The 14,519-nt window shown below is 70.9% G+C and carries 13 protein-coding genes; 8 read left to right on the forward strand and 5 right to left on the reverse strand.

Annotated elements, in window-relative coordinates; genetic code table 11:
- Positions 1–2: 2 nt before the first annotated feature.
- Both DFH01_RS28095 and DFH01_RS07935 read left to right on the forward strand, forming a co-directional pair.
- A complete protein-coding gene (locus DFH01_RS28095; RefSeq protein WP_158287653.1) occupies positions 3–164 on the forward strand; it encodes a hypothetical protein in 162 nt (53 codons plus the stop codon).
- Positions 161–1,489: an ammonium transporter gene (locus DFH01_RS07935; protein WP_109869776.1), complete on the forward strand. Its 1,329-nt coding sequence runs from the start codon at positions 161–163 to the stop codon at positions 1,487–1,489. The genes DFH01_RS28095 and DFH01_RS07935 overlap by 4 nt, the downstream gene beginning before the upstream one ends.
- Before the next feature lie 117 nt (positions 1,490–1,606).
- Here the strand turns inward: DFH01_RS07935 and DFH01_RS07940 are convergent, their stop codons facing one another.
- Entirely contained in the window at positions 1,607–2,647 is a 1,041-nt protein-coding gene (locus DFH01_RS07940) for a hypothetical protein (protein ID WP_158287654.1), read from the reverse strand.
- Positions 2,648–2,796: 149 nt separating this feature from the next.
- Between DFH01_RS07940 and DFH01_RS07945 the strand changes: the two genes are divergently transcribed.
- Complete coding sequence (locus tag DFH01_RS07945; RefSeq protein WP_109869778.1) at positions 2,797–4,032, forward strand: argininosuccinate synthase; 1,236 nt, start codon at positions 2,797–2,799, stop codon at positions 4,030–4,032.
- Between the two features lie 18 nt (positions 4,033–4,050).
- Here the strand turns inward: DFH01_RS07945 and DFH01_RS07950 are convergent, their stop codons facing one another.
- On the reverse strand, positions 4,051–5,862 hold the full coding sequence (locus DFH01_RS07950) for a sensor histidine kinase (RefSeq protein WP_109869779.1): 1,812 nt from the start codon (positions 5,860–5,862) through the stop codon (positions 4,051–4,053).
- Positions 5,863–6,038: 176 nt separating this feature from the next.
- Here DFH01_RS07950 and DFH01_RS07955 point away from each other — a divergent pair, with 176 nt between their 5' ends.
- From DFH01_RS07955 to DFH01_RS07975, 5 genes are read left to right on the forward strand one after another with little or no spacing between them, the layout of a single operon-like run.
- A complete protein-coding gene (locus DFH01_RS07955) occupies positions 6,039–7,607 on the forward strand; it encodes an ABC transporter substrate-binding protein (RefSeq protein WP_109869780.1) in 1,569 nt (522 codons plus the stop codon).
- A gap of 12 nt (positions 7,608–7,619) precedes the next feature.
- A complete protein-coding gene (locus DFH01_RS07960) occupies positions 7,620–8,633 on the forward strand; it encodes an ABC transporter permease (protein ID WP_109869781.1) in 1,014 nt (337 codons plus the stop codon).
- A complete protein-coding gene (locus DFH01_RS07965) occupies positions 8,630–9,466 on the forward strand; it encodes an ABC transporter permease (protein ID WP_109869782.1) in 837 nt (278 codons plus the stop codon). The genes DFH01_RS07960 and DFH01_RS07965 overlap by 4 nt, the downstream gene beginning before the upstream one ends.
- Before the next feature lie 2 nt (positions 9,467–9,468).
- Positions 9,469–9,852 (forward strand): VOC family protein, encoded by a 384-nt coding sequence (locus DFH01_RS07970; protein WP_109869783.1) that lies wholly within the window; start codon positions 9,469–9,471, stop codon positions 9,850–9,852.
- Positions 9,849–11,717: an SUMF1/EgtB/PvdO family nonheme iron enzyme gene (locus tag DFH01_RS07975; RefSeq protein ID WP_109869784.1), complete on the forward strand. Its 1,869-nt coding sequence runs from the start codon at positions 9,849–9,851 to the stop codon at positions 11,715–11,717. The genes DFH01_RS07970 and DFH01_RS07975 overlap by 4 nt, the downstream gene beginning before the upstream one ends.
- Here the strand turns inward: DFH01_RS07975 and DFH01_RS07980 are convergent.
- Genes DFH01_RS07980 through DFH01_RS07990 form a run of 3 tightly spaced genes read right to left on the reverse strand, consistent with a single transcriptional unit; the run spans position 11,659 to position 14,493 of the window.
- Entirely contained in the window at positions 11,659–12,468 is an 810-nt protein-coding gene (locus tag DFH01_RS07980; protein WP_109869785.1) for an ABC transporter permease, read from the reverse strand. The two genes, DFH01_RS07975 and DFH01_RS07980, sit on opposite strands and share 59 nt — an antisense overlap.
- Positions 12,465–13,286, reverse strand: a complete 822-nt coding sequence (locus DFH01_RS07985; protein WP_109869786.1) for an ABC transporter permease — start codon at positions 13,284–13,286, stop codon at positions 12,465–12,467. The genes DFH01_RS07980 and DFH01_RS07985 overlap by 4 nt, the downstream gene beginning before the upstream one ends.
- A gap of 43 nt (positions 13,287–13,329) precedes the next feature.
- Positions 13,330–14,493, reverse strand: a complete 1,164-nt coding sequence (locus tag DFH01_RS07990) for an extracellular solute-binding protein (RefSeq protein ID WP_109869787.1) — start codon at positions 14,491–14,493, stop codon at positions 13,330–13,332.
- Positions 14,494–14,519 lie beyond the last annotated feature (26 nt).

Genomic DNA, 14,519 nt, shown 5'->3' on the forward strand with positions numbered 1-14,519 from the left:
TGATGTCCTCAATCGCCGGACGCCGGCTCCGCCGGCTTGGCTTCGCGCAGGCCACGGTCACGCCGACCCCGGCGGCCGGTCTGTGCGCGGGCCGCATTCGCGGCCTCGGCCTGCTGCGCAGGCCGCTCAACCTCATCGCAACTCTCAAGGAACCCACGGAATGAGGATGCTTGCGCGCGCCGCGCTCCTGGCGCTGCCTGCGACGATGGCGGCCGGCGCCGCCTTCGCCCAGGATGCGAAGATCGACACCGGCGACACCGCCTGGATGCTCACCAGCACGGCCATCGTGCTGATGATGACGGTGCCCGGCGTGGCGCTGTTCTACGCCGGCATGGTGCGCAAGAAGAACGTGCTGGCGACCATGATGCAGTCCTTCACGGTCTGCGCGCTGGTCGGCGTGCTCTGGATGGTGCTGGGCTACAGCCTGGCCTTCGGCGAGGGCAACGCCTATGTCGGCGACCTCTCGCGGCTGCTGATGCGCGGCATGGCGGAAGGCTGGGACAAGCCCTTCACGCTGGGCAGCGGCGACAGCGCCGTGGCGACGACGATCCCCGAGAGCGTCTTCGCCATGTTCCAGATGACCTTCGCGATCATCACCGCCGCGCTGATCACCGGCGCCGTCGCGGACCGGATGAAGTTCTCGGCCCTGCTGGTCTTCGTCTCGCTCTGGACGCTGCTGGTCTACTCGCCGATCGCGCATTGGGTGTGGCACCCGAATGGCTGGATCTTCGGCCTCGGCGCGCTCGACTTCGCCGGCGGCACGGTGGTGCACATCAATGCCGGCGTCGCGGGCCTGGTGGCGGCGATCGTGCTCGGCAAGCGCGTCGGCTACGGCCAGGACAACATGGCGCCCTACAACCTGGCCTTCGCCGTGATCGGCGCGAGCCTGCTGTGGGTGGGCTGGTTCGGCTTCAACGCGGGCTCGGCCGTGGGCGCGGGCGCGCGCGCCGGCATGGCGATGCTCGTCACGCAGATCGCCGCCTGCGCCGCGGTGCTGGCCTGGCTCGTCGCGGAATGGGCGACCAAGGGCAAGCCGAGCGTGCTGGGTGCGATCTCCGGCGCGGTCGCGGGCCTCGTTGCGATCACGCCGGCCGCCGGCTTCGTGCTGCCGGGCTCGGCGCTGATCATCGGCGTCGTGGCGGGCCTCGCGGGCTTCTGGGGCGCCACCGCGCTGAAGCACTGGCTTGGCTACGACGACAGCCTGGACGCCTTCGGCGTGCACGGCGTCTGCGGCATCGTGGGCGCGCTGCTCACCGGCGTCTTCGCCTTCGGCGCGCTGTCCGCCAGCACCTCCACGCCGGAGGGCTACGGCGGCAGCATGGAGCAGCTGCTGATCCAGTTCTACTCGGTGGTCGCGGTCTTCGCCTTCACCGCGGTGATGACCTTCATCCTGCTGAAGGTGGTGGACGTGATCGTCGGCCTGCGCGTGACGGAGGAAGAGGAGCGCGAGGGCCTCGACGTGGTGCTGCACGGCGAGCGCCTGGGCTGACGCGCGCGGAAGCAAGCTGAACGCGGGCGGCGCGCGAAAGGCGCCGCCCCGCGGAACGGGCGAGGGCGCCGGGGTGATCCCCCAGGCGCCCTCGCTGTGTTTCGTGGCGCTCCGCCGCTACTCGCCCGCGCAGCGGTCCCGGCGGCCCTCCGCGAAGTCCAGCAGGCAGCCCGCATAGCCGAAGGTGAAGCGCCAGTCGCCGCCGCCGCCGTGCCCGGTGATGCCGCGCGGCCGGTCGAGCAGCAGCAGCCCGCCGCTGCGCGGCGCCAGGCCGGACAGGATCGCCGCCCGCGCCACCGGGTCGGGATCGAACTCGTCGCCGGCGAAATTCGCCACGGCGACGCGCGTGCCGCGGCTCTGCGCCGCATCCACGATCCGCTTCAGGTCGTCCAGCGCCCAGGCCTGCGCCGCGCTGCCGCGCGGGCCATGCGCCGCCGGCGCGATGGCGATGATCGCATCGGCAAGCCCCGGCTCCTCCAGCGCCTGCAGCGCGTTCCAGGCACCGCGGGACTGGCCGCCGGCCACCACCCGCGCATAGCCCTGCCGCCGCAGCAGGCGCAGCGCCTCCCGCATCCAGGCGGCGCCGGCCTCGGTTTCGTCGGTGACCGGATCGCGGTCCAGCCGGATCACGTCGTAGCCGGCATTGTTGAAGGCACGCACATGCGGCTGCGGCTGCGATCCGCGGCTGTCCGCGCCGCCGGGCGAGCGCCCATGCGCCCAGAGATAGGCGCCGCGCGCCTGCGCCGGCCCCTGCCAGAGGAAGCGGCCGTCCGGCTGCAGCGACCAGCCGGTGCCGCCCGCCAGCGGACGCGCCGGCGTGGCAGGCGGCCGCGCTTCCAGCCCCGGCCAGACCACGGCCAGGTCGCGGGCATAGACCGTGCAGGCCTGGCCGCCCCAGCGCCGGCAATTCTCCAGCGCGCGGGCTTCCGTCGCCGCCGGGTCGTCCTCGATCGCGGCCGCCCAGCCCCAGGCGCCATCCGGGGCCAGCGCGAAGACGCGTGGCGTCGGTTGCAGCAGGAAGCGGCCATAATCGGCGCGCCCGGCATCGGAGAGATACGGAAGGCGCCCCGCATCGAGCAGGGGCGGCCCATCGGCCTGCGCGGCGCCGCCCGCCACGAGCGGCAGCCCGATCACAATTCGGAATACTGTGTTCAACATCCCGTCAGTGAGGGAACCATGCCGCCCGGCGCCTTGTCCAGCCCGGCCACGGAATGCGAACGAACCTCTCGCCGGCCAGGCAGCGACCTTGCCCCGGCGGCCCGGCGGCGGCATGTTCCGCCGCCTTTTCCCACCCTCAGGGGACCAAGATGCGCGTCAAGGACGTGAAGAAAGTCGTCCTCGCCTATTCCGGCGGCCTCGACACCAGCGTGATCCTCAAGTGGTTGCAGACCACCTATCGCTGCGAGGTGGTGACCTTCACCGCCGATCTGGGCCAGGGCGAGGAGCTCGGGCCGGCGCGCGACAAGGCGCTGCTGCTCGGCATCAAGCCCGAGAACATTTTCATGGACGACCTGCGCGAGACCTTCGTGCGCGACTTCGTGTTCCCGATGTTCCGCGCGAACGCCCTCTATGAGGGCATGTACCTGCTCGGCACCTCCATCGCGCGCCCGCTGATCGCGCAGCGCCAGATCGAGATCGCGGAGCAGGTCGGCGCCGACGCCGTGGCGCATGGCGCCACCGGCAAGGGCAACGACCAGGTGCGCTTCGAGCTCAGCTATTACGCGCTGAAGCCCGACATCAAGATCATCGCCCCCTGGCGCGAATGGGAGCTGACCAGCCGCACGCGCCTGATCGAGTTCGCCGAGGCGCACCAGATCCCGATCGCCAAGGACAAGCGCGGCGAGGCGCCGTTCAGCGTGGACGCCAACCTGCTGCATTCCTCCTCGGAAGGAAAAATCCTCGAGGAGCCCTGGGACGCGCCGGACGAGATAGTGTGGCAGCGCACCATCGCGCCGATGGACGCGCCGGACCGCGTGACGGAGATCACCATCGAGTTCGAGCGCGGCGACGCCGTCGGCATCAATGGCGAGCGCCTCTCGCCCGCCGCGCTGCTGACCAAGCTGAACGCCCTCGGCAAGGAGAACGGCATCGGCCGGCTCGACCTGGTGGAGAACCGCTTCGTCGGCATGAAGTCGCGCGGCTGCTACGAGACGCCGGGCGGCACCATCCTCTACGTCGCGCACCGCGCGATGGAGAGCATCACGCTGGACCGCGAGGCCGCGCACCTCAAGGACAGCCTGATGCCGCGCTATGCGGAGCTGATCTACAACGGCTTCTGGTTCGCGCCGGAGCGGCGGATGCTGCAGGCGCTGGTGGATGAGAGCCAGAAGAGCGTGACGGGCACGGTGCGGCTCAAGCTCTACAAGGGCAACACCATCGTCACCGGCCGCCAGTCACCGCACAGCCTCTATTCGATGAAGCATGTGACGTTCGAGGACGACCAGGGCGCCTACGACCAGTTCGACGCCCAGGGCTTCATCAAGCTGAATGCGCTGCGCCTGCGGCTGGGCGCGATGGCGGGGCGGCGCGGCGGCGCGCTGTAGCCCTACGCGCGGCGGCGGTCACGCCGCCGCTTCGGGCAGCCATAGCGTCACCGTGGTGCCCTGGCCCGGCGCGCTCTCGATGCGCAGCGCGCCACCGGCCTGCTCGGTGAAGGCGCGCGCGCTGGCCAGCCCGAGCCCAGTGCCCTGGCCGGCCGGCTTGGTTGTGAAGAACGCCTCTGTCGCGCGGGCCAGCGTCGCCGCGTCCATCCCGATGCCGGTATCCGCCACGGTGATTCGCGCATAGCGGCCGGGCGAAAGGCCTTCCGGATGGCTCGCGCCGGGCGCGACCTCCTCCGGTGCCATCAGGACCGATATGGCGCCGCCATCCTCCGTCGCGTCGCGCGCATTCACGGCCAGGTTGATCAGCGCCGCTTCCAGCTCCGCCCGCTCGCCACGAACCTGCGGCGGCAGCCCTTCGGCGATGATGCAGCGGAGATGCAGCCCGGAGCCGAGGGTGGGCCGCAGCAGCTCGCAGGCTTCCCGCACGACCAGCGCAGGATCGCTGTGGCCGCCATCGGCGCGCAGGCGATGCTCGCGCCGGGCGAAGGCCAGCATCCTGTCGGTCAGCGCGGCGCCGCGGCCGGCGGCCTCCGCGATCATCGCCGCGACCTCTTCCGCGCGTGTCGTCTGCCCCTGCGCGAGCGAACTTCGGACCAGCCGCGCGCCTGCCTGTACGGCCTGCACGGTGTTGCGGAAATCATGCGCGACGCCGGCCACAAGCTGGCCGAGCGCTTCCAGCCGCCGCGACTGCTGCAGCTTCGCTTCCGCCTCCGCGCGCGCCGCCTCGGCCTCCAGCCGCCGCTGCGCGGTGCGGGAGGCATGCGCGGTCAGCAGCAGGAGCAGCCCTGCCGTCAGCATGCAGATCAGGCCGAGGACGACGGTCTGCCGTCCCCAGGCCGCAAGCAGCACCTGCTGATTCAGGCCGTAGGCGACCGCGACGGGATAGTCGTCCAGCCGATGCACGGCATAGATGCGCCGCACGGCATCCACCGGTGAGACGGTCCTGACGAGCAGCGGCCGCGACGCGGCAAGCCCCACATCGAGCAGGATGTCGCCCCTGGTGCGAACGGCCCAGTCCTGGACTGCCGGCGCGCGGGCCAGCAGCGCGCCATCAAGCCGGAACAGTACGGCGACGTCGCCGGGGGATTCCGCCACGCGCCTGTAGAAATCGGAGAAATACTGAGGCTCGAACGCGGTGACGACCACGCCGCCGAAGCGGCCCGCCGCATCGCGCCGCGCCCGGCTGAGGGAGAAGACGGGCAGGTTCCGCGGACGACTGACCACCACCTCGCCCACCACGCTGCCGGTGCGCGGGTTGGCCACGAACAGGTCCCGGGGCGGCGCGGCGTTGAACCGGAAATACTCCCGGTCCGCCACCTCGACGGCCGCGAACGGATGCGCGTTGCTGACCGCCACCATGAAGCCGTCGGGCCGCACCATGCCGATCCCGCTCAGCGCCGCGGCGGCACGTTCGTAGCTGCGCAGCAGGCCGTGGAAGGCCGGGCTCTCCGCGATCTGCTCCCAGCCCATGGCCGCGGAGGCTTCCGCGATGGCGCTCAGCACGATCTCCTGCGTCTCGAAGGCGCGAAGCGCGTGTTCCTGGAGCATCTGCACCGTGCGGGCGAGGCGCTCCTCCGCCTCCGCGTTCACCTGCCGCCATGCCCAGGTGGCGCCGCCCGCGAACAGCAGGGCCGGCAGCAGCACGGCCGCCGCCCAGAGCAGTCGGAAGCTGTCCGTCCAGCGGAAATGCCGCCGGCCGATGCCGCCGCGCGGGAGCGACTGCGTCCCGCCGGGCCTGTCCTGCGTCGCCGGGGCTGCTGCGGGTGTCACGGGGTCACGCCGGGGCGCCTGCCATTGAGCGGACAGTATAATGTCTAGGGCAGGCGGCGGCGAGGTCGCCGGCGCGCACTTCCTTGACCGTCGCGAGACGGCGTCGCTAGCCTCGCGCAGGATGCCTGGATCGCGTCGGATGCGCGGGGTGGCATGCCATCTTGAGGGGGCAGGCGATGAACATCGGCAAGCGACAGGCAGCGGCGCTGCTTGCGGCGGCGGCGCTGCCCGCCTCAGCCATGGCGCAGTCCGCGCGCGAGATCCGGCAGCGCACACTGGTGATCGGCGTGCCCTCCGATCCCGCCAACCTGGAACCGGGCACCAACCGCGCCGAGCCGATCGGCAGCGAGATCATCCTGAATGTCTTCGACACGCTGGTGGCCTGGAAGGCGCCCGCCTTCGACACGCTGGAAGGCCGCCTCGCCGCGTCCTGGACCGTCTCGGCAGACGGCAAGGTCTTCGACTTCGCCTTGCGGCCCAACGTGAAGTTCCACGACGGCACCGCCTGCGACGCGGCCGCGGTGAAGGCCGCGCTGGAACGCACCAAGGCGGTCAACCCCTACATGCGCGCGAGCTTCGACCCGATCGCAGGCATCGAGGCGACGGGCCCGCTCGCGCTGCGCATCACGCTGAAGGAGACGATGCCCGTCTTCCTTTCGCTGCTGGCGCAGCCGCAGGCGGCCATCGCGAGTCCGGCGGCCTGGGAGCGCCATGGCGACGCCTTCAGCGTGAACCCCATCGGCACCGGCCCCTTCCGCTTCCGCAGCTACCGCCGCGACACCGATGTGGTGCTGGAGGCGAACCCCGACTATTTCCGCGGCGCGCCGCAGCTGCTGCGCATCATCTACCGCATCATCCCCGATGCCTCGACGCGCCGGCTGGAGCTGGAGAATGGCGGCCTCGACATCGTGCACCAGGCCGGCCAGCTCGCCGCGCCGCCGGTGCAGGATGTGCGCGCGCTGCGCAACAACCCGGACATCGAGGTGATCGAGGTCCCGAGCCAGATCATCCGGCAGCTCGAATTCAACAACAACCGTCCGGACAGCCCGGTGGCGGATGTGCGCGTGCGCCGCGCGATCCAGCACGCCATCGACTATGACGGCCTGCTGAGCGGCATCTTCGGCGGCACGGCGGACCGCGTGTACGGGCCGCTGACCTCCAATTCCTGGGCCTTCGACACGCGCATGCGCGAACTCGCGCCGCGCCACGATCCCGCCGCGGCGCGGCGGCTGCTGGCGGAGGCCGGCGTGCAGCCCGGCCAGCTCAAGCTCACCATGTATTCCTTCCAGGGCGCGCTGTGGGGCGCCGTGGCGACCTTCCTGCAGGCGAACCTCGCCGCGGTGGGGATCGAGACGACGATCGCGCAGACGGAATTCCCCGCCTATCGCGCGCTGCATGTCGCCGGCCGGCACGAGATCGCGCTGGATGGCCGCCAGCCCTGGTACAACGACCCGGACGCGCACATCACCATCGGCTATCTCTCCTCGCTGGCGGACAGCGCGATGACCTTCCGCATGCCGAAGGACGAGGCGCTGGACCAGCTGATCCTGCGCGCGCAGACCGAGGTGGATTTCGAACAGCGCAAGGCGCTCTATCACCGCGTGCAGGCAGAGATCGTGGCGCGCGCACCGGCCGCCTGGCTGTTCAGCCCGAAGCTGATCGTCTTCCGCCGCAAGGGCGTGCAAGGGCTGGTGGTGAACAGCGCGCCGCCGCTCAACGAGTACTGGGGCGTCAGCAAGGGCTGACGCCGCGCCGCCATGGCGCGCATGATCGCGCAGCGGCTGCTGGCCTTCCTGCCGGTGCTGCTGCTGGTGCTGCTGATCGTCTTCGCGCTGTCGCGCCTGATCCCGGGCGACCCCGCGACGACGCTGCTGGGGCCGGGTGCGACAGCGGACCAGATCGCTGCGCTGCGCGCCCAGCTTCGTCTGGACGAGCCGCCGCTCTCGCAGTTTTTTTCTTACCTCTGGGGTGTTCTTCAGGGCGACCTCGGGCGTTCCCTGAAAAGCGGCGCGGCGGTGACGCAGGAACTGCTGGAACGCCTGCCCGCCACGCTCGAACTCGCGATCAGCGCGACGCTGGTGGCGCTGGTGATCGGCATCCCCATCGGCGTGCTCTCGGCGATCCGGGCGAACACGCCGCTGGATCACGGGGTGCGCATCGTCTCGCTGGCGGGCGTCTCCATGCCGGCCTTCCTCCTGGCGGTGCTGCTGCAGCTGGTCTTCGGCATCTGGCTAGGCTGGCTGCCGATCTCCGGCCGCAACAGCCCCTACTTCCTGGGCGATCCCGTCACCGGCTTCGCGGTGCTGGATGGCTTTCTCACCGGCGATCCCGAAGCCGCCTGGGATGCGGCGCGCCACCTGGTGCTGCCGGTGATGGTGCTGGCCGCCTTCCTCGCCGCGACGCTGGCGCGCTTCGTGCGCAACGCGATGCTGGAAGCGATGGCGGAGGACTACATCCGCACCGCGCGGTCGAAGGGCCTGCCGGAGCGCAGCGTGATCTTCATCCACGGCCTGCGCAACGCTTTGCTGCCGGCGCTGACCGTGCTCGGCATCAAGTTCGCGGAGCTGCTGGGCGGCGCGATCCTGACCGAGACGGTCTTCGCCTGGCCCGGCGTCGGCCGCTACATGTTCGATGCCATCCGCAACCGCGACTACCCGGTGGTGCAGGGCGCGACGCTGGTCTTCGCGCTGCTGTTCATGCTGGTCTCGCTCGGCGTGGATTTGCTGCACGCCGCGCTCGATCCGCGCATCCGCAGGCGCGTGGGGCAGTGAGGGAAGCGGCCCGCTTCCTGCGTCGCAACCCGCTCGCCGCCTTCGGCGCGGCGCTGCTGGCGGCGATCCTGCTGGCGGTGCTGCTGGGGCCGCTCGTCGCGCCCTCTCCCATCGCGCTCGACATGTCGCGCCGCCTCGCGCCGCCCAGCGCGGAGCAGCTTCTGGGCGCCGACTTCTTCGGGCGCGATGTCCTCTCCCGCGTGCTGAGCGGCGGGCGCGCGACGCTGGCCATCGGCGTCGGCGTGGTCGCGCTTGCCTTCGTCGCCGGCACGGCCTTCGGCCTTCTGTCGGGCTATCTCGGGGGCTGGGCGGACATGGCGATGATGCGCTTCGTGGACGCGATGCTGTCCTTCCCCTCGCTGGTGCTGGCGATTGCGCTGGCCGCCGCGCTGGGGCCGAGCCTGACCAATGCGATGCTCGCCGTCGCCATCGCGCTGGCGCCGCAATTCGCGCGGCTGGCGCGGGCGCAGGCGCTGTCCATCTCGGTGCTGCCCTATGTGGAGGCCGCCATCGCCTGCGGCAGCACGACGCGTGCGATCCTGTGGCGGCATGTGCTGCCCAACGGCATCGGGCCGCTGCTGGTGCAGGCCTCGCTGGCCGTGGGCAGCGCGATCCTGCAGACGGCGAGCCTCGGCTTCCTTGGCCTCGGCGCGCAGCCGCCGGCACCGGAATGGGGCGCGGATGTCTCCGCCAACCTGCAATACCTGCGGGAGACGCCCTGGGCCGCGCTGGCGCCCGGTGGCGCGATCCTGCTGACCGTGCTGGCCTTCAACCTTATCGGCGACGCGCTGGGCGACTGGTTCAACCCGCGTCGACGCACGCAGGAGTCCTGATCATGCCGCCGGACTACGCCATCACCTTCTTCTACTACGACGACATCCTGGCCATCGCGCCCTTCTACGAGCAGACGCTGGGCTTCGAGCTGGTGGTGGACCAGGGGCTGGCGCGCATCTACCGCGTCGGCCGCAGCTATTTCGGCATCGTGGACGGCAAGAAGGGCCATCTGCGCACCACGCCGAAATCCGCGGCGCTGTTCTGCATGGTGACGGACGACGTGGAAGGCTGGCACGCGAAGCTGCAGGCCGCCGGCGTGCCGAAGCTGACGGACATCCGCAGCGCCACCTGGTGCGACAAGTTCTTCTTCTTCGAGGATCCCGCCGGCTACGCGCTGCAGGTGCAGCATTTTCGTTCGTCGGAGGTCGCGGCGCTGTTCCGATGACGCTGCGCGCGCTGCTCGATCACTGTGCCGCCACGATCCTGTTCGTGCGTGAGGGGCGCGCGGTGACGCTGGCCGAAGGCTGCATTCCCGCCCTGGTGGATTTCAGCTTCGAGGACAAGGCCGCGAAGGGCCTGCGCCGCCTGCGCGACGCCGTGCCCCGCCCGCCGCAATACTTCACCGCCCTTGAGGTGGCGCAGGACGCACCCGTGCTGCTGCTGCTGGGCGAAGCCGGGTCGGGCAAGACGGTGCTGGCGCGGCGCCTGGCGCTGCATCTGGCCGGCGAGGCGCTGGGCGATGCGCGCTTCAACCTGGCGACGCTGGCCTCCGACGTGCCGCGCGACGAAGCGGGCACGCTGGTGCGGGAGACATGGGCGGAGCCCATCCTGCCGCATCTGCTGACCGCGCCGGTGAACGCGTTGCCCGAGGATGGGCTGTTGATCCTCGACGAGGCGGAGCGGCTGGGAGAGGGCGGACCCGCGCTGCTGGCGGAACTCGTCGCGCGCGGACGCCGCGCCATCCTGCTCGGCGATGCCGAGGCCTGCGGCGCCTGGCCGATCCCGCCCGGCGTGCGGCGCCATCGCCTGCTGCCCTTGCTGCCGGCGCAGCGCGCGGCTTGGCACGCGCTGCATGGCGGGCCGAAGGACCTGCCGGCGCATCCGGGGCTGATGTCACTGGCCGTCGCGGGCGTGTCGCTGGGTGACCTCGCGCACCACGCCGCGACCGCCTTCGCCGCGTTGCGCGATGGCGTGACGCCGGCGCACCCGACCCTCGGCCGCCGCTTCGTGCTGGAACGGCTGGCGGCGCGGCACATCGCGACGCTGCCGGCTGCGACCGTCGCCGCGCTTGCCGCTGATCCGTGCTGGCACGCCACGCTGCGGCATCTGCAAGGCGATGCGACGCTGGCCGAGGCGCTGCTGGCGACGGGCCGCAGCGACCTCGCCGTGCTCGCTGCCGACATCGCGCCGCCCGTGGCGATGCTGCGCGATGCGCTCGCCTCCGCCGTCGCGCGCGACGACCTGAAGCTGCCCGCGCGCATCCGTGCGGGGCGGCACCTGGCGCGGCTGGGCGATCCGCGCGACCTGGCGGAACTCGTCGCGGTGCCGGGCGGCGAGTACGCGATGGGATCGGCGCTGCACCCGAATTCCGCACCGCCGCATCGCGTGACGCTCGCACCCTTCCGCATCGCGCGCTTCCCGGTGACCAGCGCGCTCTATGCGCGCTTCGTGGCGGCGACCGGCCGTGCCTGGACCTCCGCCGATGGGCGCGATCCCGCGATGGCGAATGCGCCGGCGACGGATCTTTCGTGGCACGATGCACGCGCCTTCTGCACCTGGATCACGCCGATCTGGCGCGATGAGGGTCGCATCGCGGCGGATGAGATCGTGCGCCTGCCGACAGAGCCGGAATGGGAGGCCGCCGCGCGCGGGAGGCAGCCGGTCTCCGACGCGCAGGTCTATCCCTGGGCGGCCCCCTGGGCGGCGTTGCGCTGCAACTCCGAGGAAGCCGGGCTGAACGACCGCTGCGCCGTGGGCCTCTTCCCCGCCGGCCGCTCTCCCTTCGGCTGCGACGACATGGCGGGCCAGGTGTGGGAGTGGTGCAGCACCAACTGGGGCGAGGACATGGCCACGCCCGCCTTCCGCTACCCCTATGACGCGGCCGATGGCCGCGAGGATGCGGATGCCGCGCCGTCCATCCGGCGCGTGCTGCGCGGCGGCTGTTTTTCGTCCGGCGCCGAGAAGGCGACCTGCACCTACCGCGGCAGCCTGGAACCCGCGGGCTCCTGGCGTGGCAACGGGTTTCGCGTCGTCATTTCCCGACCCGCGCCAGCACTTCCGCACGCAGGAAGCGCTCCACCAGCAGCATGAAGGCGATGCTCGGCACCAGCAGGATCAGCGCGGTGATCGCGGCGACCTGCATGTTGCCGCCGGCCGCCGCGCTGAACAGCAGCAGCGGCAGGGTGCGCACCTCCGGCGCGCCGACGAAGTAGCTCGCGGTGAATTCGTCGAGCGATTCCAGGAAGACGAAGATGGCGCTGGCCGCGATGCCGGGTGCTGCCAGCGGCAGCGTCACCGTGCGGAAGGCGGTGAGCGCGCTGGCGCCGATGTTGCGGGCGGCGAGTTCCAGGTCGTCCTCGATCGCGGCGAAGGCGGCGGTTGCGATCCATATCGAATAGACCAGGCCATGCGCGGCATGCACCAGCACCACGCCGAGCACGGTCCCGTTCAGGTCGAAGGTGAAAAAGATGCGGGCGATGTTGATGTAGACGGGCAGGTTCGGGAAGGCCTGCGGCAGCAGGAACAGCAGCAGGATCAGCGCGCGCCAGCGCAGCTTCGCCTTGGCCAGCGCCCAGGCCGCGGGGATCGAGACCGCGAGGCACAGCAGCGTGGTCAGCGAGGCGATCCAGATCGAGAGCCACAGGCTCTCCATCGCCTGGCCTTCGGGGCGGAACACACGCTCCCAGAAGCGGAAGCCGTATTGGGATGGCAGGCGGTTCGGCCAGAACCACGCCTCCGCCACGCTCCACAGCAGCAGGTTCGCGACCGGGCCGAAGATGAAGAAGGCGAAGGCCGCAAGCAGCAGTGCGCGCGGCAGCCACCAGGCGATGCCGGTCCTCATCGGGCGGCTTCGCGCACGGAATTGCGCAGCCACGCCCAGGCCACCAGGCCGCTCGCGATGCAGGCGATCAGGCCGAGCGCATTCGCCGTGCCGTAGTCGCCCATGGCGTTGATGCGCCAGGCCATCGCGACGGTCAGCATGGTCGGGCTCTGCCCGCTGATCATGATGGGCACGGAGAGCACGGACATCATCGTCACGAAGCTCAGCACCAGCGCGACCATGATGTTCCGCGCCACCTGCGGGATCACGATTCCGAACAGGATGCGCGCGCGGCCCGCGCCGAGGTTCTGCGCCGCCTCGATCCCCGCGCGGTCCAGCGCGGCCATGGCGCCGGCGACCAGCAGCGTGGCGAAGGGCAGTTGCTTCCAGACGAAGGTGATGACGATGCCGCGCCAGTCCAGGAAACTCTGCGCCCATTCCGCCGGCATCAGGCCGAGCCAGATGAGCGTGTTGTTCATCAGCCCGTTCTGCCCGATGAAGCCGCGCATCGCCTGCGCAGCGACGATGAAGGGGATGAACAGCGGCCAGCGGTACAGCGCGGCCAGGATGCGCCGCGCGGTGCGGTTGCGGCCGAGCGTGAGGTAGCCGCCGATCGCGATCGCGCCCGCGCCGATCAGCGCGGTGGACAGCGCCACGATCAGGAGCGTGAACAGCAGGTCCGTGCGGTAGAGGCCGACCGCACGCGAGATGTTCTCGAGCGTCGGCCCTTCCTTGCCCTCGAAGGCACCGGCCACGGAGAAGCCGAGCGGCAGGAGGAAGAACGCGCCGACGACGAACAGCGCCGGCGCGAGCAGCAGATAGGGGAAGAGGCGGCTCATGCGTGCTTGCCTCCCCCGCTTTCGCGGGGGAGGAGGGTGTCGCTCAATTCATCACCACCCGCTCATAGGCTTCCTGGATGGCGCGGAAGAATTGCGCCTGGGGCATCGGGCGCGCGCCGGCGGCGAGCTGGTCGGGGCCGACGTCGCGGAACAGGCGGTTCCAGGTCTGCTGGTCCAGGTGCTGGCGCACATGCTGCGCATCGATCCCCGGCAGCCAGTTGAAGCGGCGCACGATGCCCTCGGCCTGCACCGGCGGGCTGGTCGCCAGCTCGATGAACTTGCGCGCGAGATCGGCATGCGCGGCCTTGTCGGGGATCACATAGTACATCGGCTGGCCGGGCATGCCGCTGGCCGGCAGCACCAGTCGCATGTCCGGGCTCAGCCGTCCTTCGGACTGCCAAGTGTAGAACATGTCCATCCACACCGGGCCCATGTCGATCTCGCCGCGGTTCAGCGCATCCAGCGTGCCGGCATTGCCGGGCGTGATCGTGACGTTGCGGTTGAACTCGCGCAGGCGCTGCAGCGCCGGCGTCAGCGCGGCGACGGCCTCGGCGTCGTAGGGGCCCTCGATCAGCCGCTTCTGGTCGGGCCCGAACGCATAGGCCCAGCCGAAGACGAAGGCGACGCCGGACATGCCGCCGCGAATGCCGTTGTGGCCGAAGCGCCGCGGGTTCTGCTTCACCCATTCCTCCAGCGCCTGGAAGCTGGTGGGCGGGTTCGGCACGCGCGCCGGGTTGTAGGCGATCGCGACCTGGCTGTTGAACATCGGCATCACATAGCCGTCCACGTTCTGCCCGAGCGCGTTGCGCGTCACCGCGCTGGTCGCCAGGCCGCCGGTGTTCGCCTGGTCGCGGTAGCGCGAGAGCAGCCCCTCGCTCACCATCCGCCCGGCCATCGCCTGGTGCACGACGGCGACGTCCACATCCACGGATTGCGCATTGGCGCGGCGCTGCGCCTCCAGCCTTTCCCAGATGCGCTGGCTGCCGGCATCGCCGGGGCCGGTGCCCACCGCGCGCACGGTCACGCCCGGATTCTGCCGCGTGAACATCGGGCCGAGATAATCGGTGATGTAGTCCACCATGTTCTGGTCGCCGGCGGTCAGCACGTTCAGCGTCACGCGCTGCTGCGCGGCGGCCGGCCGAAGGTCGGCGGCCGGCAGCGCCGCGGCGATGGCGGCGGATGCGAGAAGCAGGGAACGACGGTTCATCTGGGCCTTCCTCCTGTGTGTGGTCA

This window comes from Falsiroseomonas bella (genome assembly GCF_003173615.1).
Lineage (GTDB): Bacteria > Pseudomonadota > Alphaproteobacteria > Acetobacterales > Acetobacteraceae > Falsiroseomonas > Falsiroseomonas bella.